Origin of the sequence: Cyanobium sp. LEGE 06143, assembly GCF_015207535.1 — a bacterium.
Lineage (GTDB): Bacteria > Cyanobacteriota > Cyanobacteriia > PCC-6307 > Cyanobiaceae > NIES-981.
Map to the genome: position 1 here is coordinate 1 of NZ_JADEWP010000160.1, position 6,183 is coordinate 6,183.

Annotated in this window: 5 protein-coding genes and 1 tRNA gene; 3 read left to right on the forward strand and 3 right to left on the reverse strand. The window is 67.0% G+C overall.

Features of this window, described 5'->3' with window-relative positions; all coding sequences use genetic code 11:
- Together infB and IQ216_RS10800 are read left to right on the forward strand one after the other, a co-directional pair.
- On the forward strand, positions 1–3,679 hold a 3,679-nt coding region (gene infB / locus IQ216_RS10795; RefSeq protein ID WP_228007405.1), incomplete at its 5' end, for a translation initiation factor IF-2.
- Positions 3,680–3,707: 28 nt separating this feature from the next.
- Positions 3,708–4,385: a low-complexity tail membrane protein gene (locus IQ216_RS10800; RefSeq protein ID WP_193815469.1), complete on the forward strand. Its 678-nt coding sequence runs from the start codon at positions 3,708–3,710 to the stop codon at positions 4,383–4,385.
- On the opposite strand, the gene IQ216_RS10805 is transcribed toward IQ216_RS10800, so the two are convergent.
- Positions 4,290–4,556 (reverse strand): DUF3493 domain-containing protein, encoded by a 267-nt coding sequence (locus tag IQ216_RS10805; RefSeq protein ID WP_186698660.1) that lies wholly within the window; start codon positions 4,554–4,556, stop codon positions 4,290–4,292. The two genes, IQ216_RS10800 and IQ216_RS10805, sit on opposite strands and share 96 nt — an antisense overlap.
- A 47-nt stretch (positions 4,557–4,603) precedes the next feature.
- On the opposite strand from IQ216_RS10805, the gene IQ216_RS10810 reads away from it, so the two are divergent.
- A tRNA-Thr gene (locus IQ216_RS10810) sits at positions 4,604–4,675 on the forward strand.
- Positions 4,676–5,292: 617 nt separating this feature from the next.
- Here IQ216_RS10810 and IQ216_RS10815 read toward each other — a convergent pair.
- Both IQ216_RS10815 and IQ216_RS10820 read right to left on the reverse strand, forming a co-directional pair.
- Positions 5,293–5,436, reverse strand: a complete 144-nt coding sequence (locus IQ216_RS10815; protein ID WP_186698658.1) for a high light inducible protein — start codon at positions 5,434–5,436, stop codon at positions 5,293–5,295.
- Positions 5,437–5,534: 98 nt separating this feature from the next.
- Positions 5,535–6,041, reverse strand: coding sequence for a cupin domain-containing protein (locus IQ216_RS10820; protein ID WP_193815470.1), 507 nt, complete (start codon positions 6,039–6,041; stop codon positions 5,535–5,537).
- Positions 6,042–6,183 lie beyond the last annotated feature (142 nt).

A 6,183-nucleotide genomic window follows, 5' to 3' on the forward strand; every position in this document is an offset into this window, starting at 1 on the left:
GATGCTGCAGCGGCTGCAACTGGAGTTCGGCTGCCGCATCTGCGGCACCTACGTGATCTCCATGAGTCACACGGTGTCCGACCTGCTGGAGGTGCTGGTACTGGCCAAGGAGGCCGGGCTGGTGGACCCGGTGGCCCAGACCACCAGCCTGCTGGTGGTGCCCCTGTTCGAGACGGTGGAAGACCTGCAGCGCGCCCCGGCCGTGATGGGCCAGCTGTTCAGCCAGCCCTTCTACCGCCGGCTGCTCAGCTCCAGCGAGGGGAGCCAACCCCTGCAGGAGGTGATGCTCGGCTACTCCGACAGCAACAAGGATTCCGGCTTCCTCTCCAGCAACTGGGAGATCCACAAGGCCCAGATCGCCCTGCAGCAGCTCGCCACCCAGCACGATGTGGCGCTGCGCATCTTCCACGGCCGTGGCGGCTCCGTGAGCCGGGGCGGCGGGCCGGCCTACCAGGCGGTGCTGGCCCAGCCCAGTGGCACCCTCAGCGGCCGCATCAAGATCACCGAGCAGGGCGAGGTGCTCGCCTCCAAATACTCCCTGCCGGAGCTGGCCCTCTACAACCTCGAAACCCTCACCACTGCGGTGCTGCAGAACAGCCTGGTGAGCACGCCGGTGGACAACACGCCGAGCTGGAATGAGCTGATGGGCCGCCTGGCCGCCCGCTCCCGCGACTTCTACCGGGCCCTGGTCCATGACAACCCCGATCTGGTGGCGTTCTTCCAGCAGTGCACCCCCATCGAGGAGATCAGCAAGCTGCAGATTTCGAGCCGGCCGGCGCGGCGCAAGAGCGGCGCCAAAGACCTCTCGAGCCTGCGGGCCATTCCCTGGGTGTTCGGCTGGACCCAGAGCCGCTTCCTGCTCCCCAGTTGGTTCGGGGTGGGGGCTGCCCTGCGCGAGGAGCTCGATCAGGACCCGGAGCAGATCGAGCTGCTGCGCCTGCTCTACCAGCGCTGGCCCTTCTTTCGGATGTTGATCTCCAAGGTGGAGATGACCCTCTCGAAGGTCGACATCGACCTGGCCCATCACTACGTGCAGGCCCTGGGACGACCCGAGCGGCGGGAGGCCTTCGAGCAGATCTTCCAGACCATCGCCGCCGAGTTCGACCTCACTCGCGACCTGGTGCTGGCCATCACCGGTCACCAGCGCCTCCTCGATGGCGATCCCGCCCTGCAGCTCTCGGTGGACCTGCGCAACCGCACGATCGTGCCCCTCGGTTTTCTGCAGGTGGCCCTGCTGCGGCGGCTGCGCGACCAGAACCGGCAACCTCCGATGCGCGAAGCTACCGGCAGCGGTTCCGACGGCCGCACCTACGGCCGCAGTGAACTGCTGCGCGGCGCCCTGCTCACCATCAATGGCATCGCCGCCGGCATGCGCAASCCCGTGGCCCCAGGCGAGCTGATGCAGCTCCAGAAGCCCGGTGGACGCACCCCGGCTCCGCCACCGCGCCGCCCCGGGGATCGCCCCGCAGACAGCGGCACTGGCAGCGGCAACACCCCCGATCTGGTCCGCCCGAACGCCGCGCCGGCGGCAGCCCCGCGCCGCCCCGGCTTCCGCGCCCCCGTGCCGGCCGGGCGCCCGCGGCGTCCCGACTGGGATGACAGCGCCAAGCTCGAGGCCCTGCGCAGTCGTGCACCCCAGCGGCAACGGCCCAAAGTCCACATCATTGGCGACAACGACGACGCCCTCACGGCCGAAACCGGCGGCTACGCCGGTGAACAGGAGGCGGTGGTGCTGCAGGCCAGCCTGGCCCGCCCCTCCAAGGCCAGAGTGCGCACCGCAGCCGCTCCCAGGCCCACGGTGGCGGCGCGCAAACGCAAGAAGGAAACCACCCGTCAACGCCAGCGACGCCGTGCCATGGAACTGCGCGCTTCCCGCGAGGCCAAGCAGCAGCGGCCCGAGATGCTGATCGTGCCGGAGGGCAACCTCACGGTGCAGGAATTGGCTGAAAAACTCGGGCTGGAGAGCTCCGAGATCATCAAGAGCCTCTTCTTCAAAGGCATCATCGCCACGGTGACCCAGAGCCTGGATCTCTCCACGATTGAGGCGGTGTCCGAGGAATTCGGTGTGCCTGTGCTGCAGGACGACGCCGAGGAAGCCGCCGCCAAGACGGTGGAGATGATCGAGGCGAGCGACCTCGAGCACCTGATCCGGCGACCCCCCGTGGTGACGGTGATGGGCCACGTGGACCACGGCAAAACCAGCCTGCTCGATGCGATCCGCAAGACCAGGGTGGCCGCTGGTGAGGCCGGGGGCATCACCCAGCACATCGGCGCCTACCAGGTGCAGATCGAGCACGAGGGGGAGCCGCGCAAGCTCACCTTCCTGGACACCCCAGGCCACGAGGCCTTCACGGCCATGCGGGCCCGGGGCACCAAGGTGACCGACGTGGCCGTGCTGGTGGTGGCCGCCGACGACGGCGTGCGACCCCAGACCCTGGAAGCGATCAGCCATGCCAGGGCCGCCAAGGTGCCGATCGTGGTGGCGATCAACAAGATCGACAAGGAAGGGGCTTCGCCGGAACGGGTGAAGCAGGAGCTCTCCGGTCTCGAGCTGGTGGCTGAAGACTGGGGCGGCAACGTGGTGATGGTGCCCGTGAGCGCCATCAAGGGCGAGAACGTGGACAAGCTGCTGGAGATGATCCTGTTGCAGTCCGAAGTGGAGGACCTTCAGGCCAACCCCGATCGCCGCGCCAAGGGCACCGTGATCGAGGCCCACCTGGACAAGGCCAAGGGTCCGGTGGCCACCCTGCTGGTGCAGAACGGCACCCTCCGCCCCGGCAATGTGCTCGCCGCTGGCCCGATCCTGGGCAAGGTGAGGGCCATGGTGGATGACACCGGCAAGCGGGTCAAGGAAGCCGGCCCCTCCTATGCCGTGGAGGCGCTGGGCTTCAGCGAAGTGCCCACCGCGGGCGATGAGTTCGAGGTGTTCGCCGATGAGAAGTCGGCCCGGGCCGTGGTGGGCGATCGGGCCAATGAGGCCCGGGCGACTCGCCTGGCCCAGCAGATGGCCTCCAGGCGGGTGTCCCTGGCCTCGATGTCCGGCCAGGCCAGCGAAGGCGAGCTCAAGGAGCTCAACCTGATCCTCAAGGCCGACGTGCAGGGCTCGGTGGAGGCGATTCTGGGCTCCCTCGAACAGCTGCCCCAGGGCGAGGTGCAGGTGCGGGTGCTGCTCTCGGCGCCAGGAGAGATCACCGAAACCGACGTGGATCTGGCCGCCGCCTCCGGCGCGGTGATCGTGGGCTTCAACACCTCGATGGCCCCCGGTGCCAAGCGGTCTGCCGACGCCACCGGCGTGGACGTGCGCGACTACGACGTGATCTACAAGCTCCTTGAGGACATCCAGCTGGCCATGGAGGGCCTGCTGGAGCCCGAGCTGGTGGAGGAAGCCCTCGGCGAAGCCGAGGTGCGGGCGGTGTTCACCATCGGCAAGAGCGCCGTGGCCGGCTGCTACGTGACCACGGGCAAGCTGCAACGCAACTGCAAGATCAGGGTGCGCCGTGGCCGCGAGGTGGCCTACGAGGGCGATCTCGACTCCCTGCGCCGCAACAAGGACGATGTGAAGGAGGTGGCCACCGGCTTCGAGTGCGGCATCGGCTGTGATCGTTTCACCGGCTGGCAGGAAGGGGATCGGGTGGAGGCGTACAAACTGGTCACCCAGCGACGCACGCTCAGCACCTGAGCGCCGCCCTCTCCTGAGCCCTCCAGCCTTGACCACCCGCAGCGAGCCCCTGCTCTGGCTTCAGCTCACCGCCCTGGGGGCCATCCCCCTGGAGCTGGTGCTGCTGCTCCTGCTACTGGCGGGGGCCGACCCGGGCCCAGCTCCTGCCCTGGAGCGTCTTCTGGTCTGGGGTCTTGGCGTTCTGGCCCCCTCGCTGCTGCTCTGGCGGCAGCCGGCCGACTGCTGTTCGCTATTGCTGGTTCAGGTGCCGCCGGGGGGACGCAGCCCGCTGCAGAGCCGACTCGCTGCCCTGCAGGACGCTCTGCCGGCCAGGCTGCTCGGTGCTCTAGGTGCCCTGGGGCTGCTGCCCCTGCTCTGGACATTGGACGCAAGGGCCGCTGCCGTCTCGGGCTTCTCTCCCCTGGCCCAGAGCAACCGCCTGGTGGTGCTGCTGCTGAGCGTTCCGCTGCTGGCGGTACTGCTCTGGCAGTGGCATCAGCTGATCCAGGGCTTCTGGCTGCTGAGCCGCAGCAAGGAGCAACTGGAGCAGGCGGTGCCGCTCAGCGCCGCGGAGCTGGCGCAACGACGCCTCTCTCTGGGCTTGCCGCTGCTGCTGCTGGGCCCGCTGGTTTCAGTCGGGATCGGCCGCGACAGTGCGGTTGCGATCGAACCAGAGCAATCCCCCGAACAGGACGAGAGCACTGATCTGGATGAGCAGGTCAGCTGAAGCCACCTCGGCTCCAGAGGCCCCGCGCATCGCCATCGTGGCCAGCCCCACGGCGCCGGAGGCCGCCAGAGCCAGCCACAGGGCACGGCGTAGGCCGCGCCAGGGGGTGCGCAGTTCCTGCATCAACCGAGCCCTGAGCTCTGGGTCTATCGGGCGTGGCTGGTTCCCCATGGGCTGCCTGGTTGGAGCGGACCCCACAATGCTAATTTCGATCCGGTGCCGGTGTAGCTCAGCGGTAGAGCAACTGATTCGTAATCAGTAGGCCATCGGTTCAAATCCGATCATCGGCTTCAGCCATCCCAAGAAGCTTGAATCAGACGCACCGTGCTCAGCAGCTTCAGGGCCATGAGGGTGACAGCCGCTGGAGCGCAAGTCGTCTCCAAGGCGGCTCACCTTTTACCCTTGATCCAGGGCGCCTTAAGGGAGAGCGCCGGGAGCAAGAGACGCGCTTGAGATCATGACCACAACGGAGAAAAGAAGCCTGTCGAGCACCTGAACCACGGCTCAGCATGGCTCGAGGACACTAATCACAGGCCATCAGATCATTCAGCCGTGATAGTCGAGCTTCAATCCTCCATCCAATCGTAGATAGAGACAGGCAAGCGGCCTGATCGCTCCAGAAGAGAGTCATCCAGGCACCGCTCCGATAACCCTAGGAGCCACCATTCCATTAGCCCCCTTCTCTAGGGGGCTGTTGTCGTGGAGCGTCTGTCTGATCTTGGTGCATCGGCTGGCAGCACCAGCCGTTTGCAGTTCCAGCGCATCAGTGGCGCTGGATGCAATCAGCGGGGGTTGTACGGAGCCAGATCGCTGGGGCGGGAGAGAACGAAGCCCACCATGGCGGTGAGCACGATCACGAGGCCAGTGAGCCCGGCGATGGCTGCGGAATAGTCAGTGCTCATGGCGATCAACCCAGACCGATCTGGGAAAGGATGCCCTGGCCGGTGAGCAGCTCGGTGCCGAGGCCGATCACGAATCCGAGCATGGCCAGGCGGCCGTTCCAGGTTTCTGCGAAGGCACTGAAGCCAAAGCGGGTGGTGGTGTCGTCCATGGAGATCACGAAGTGTTGCGACGAGTGTAACAGACTGTAAAGGGGTCGTGGCTGGCCAGGGTGGCCAACCGGGCCAGTAGCGCCGGCATGCGGAGTGCTCACAGAAACCTGGCGCACTCAGCGGGCAGGTCGATGCGCTCCGAACTCTCGGCAAGGAGTTCGAAGTCGTCGAACTCGAAACCGGGGCTCACGGTGCAGACCACCAGGCTCCAGCCCCCACAACTGCAGGCGGCCTGCCACCAGTCGGCCGGCACGACAGTCACGGGGTTGGGCGGGCTGGCTTGCGGGCTCGTGGCGCCAGGCCGGGCCAGAGCCGTGAGTCTCGACACGCTGGCTTTTCCCCCCGTGGGCGGCATCTGCCAGAGATCGAGGGGGTCGCCGCCGAGATGCTGCCACGACTCTTCCGCCTGCCTGACACGGTGCCAGCGGCTGACCCCGCCTGCAGCGAGCAGAAACACGATCTGAGTGAAGGCGCAGCGCCTGGCTCCATCGGGCCGCCTCACCGCCAGGCTGCTGCGGTGCAGTTCGCGATACCAGCCACCCTCCGGGTGGGCCTGGAGCTGGAGCTGCTCCACCAGGGCAGCGATCTCAGGGTCTGAATGCATCCGCTCGGGCCTTGCAGGTGAAACCATCAAAAAGCCCCCCTGCTGAGAGGGGGGCTGTAGGGATTCCGTCAGGTCTGGATCTGATGAGGGCTGAAGCCTCAGCCGATCGCCGGGGCGGTCAGAGCCACGGGGGTGGCTTCAG

Bases quoted from the DNA above. Each gene is read 5' to 3' on its own strand.
- IQ216_RS10805 (WP_186698660.1), bottom strand. From the start codon at position 4,556: ATGGGGAACCAGCCACGCCCGATAGACCCAGAGCTCAGGGCTCGGTTG.
- IQ216_RS10815 (WP_186698658.1), bottom strand. From the start codon at position 5,436: ATGGACGACACCACCACCCGCTTTGGCTTCAGTGCCTTCGCAGAAACC.
- IQ216_RS10820 (WP_193815470.1), bottom strand. From the start codon at position 6,041: ATGCATTCAGACCCTGAGATCGCTGCCCTGGTGGAGCAGCTCCAGCTC.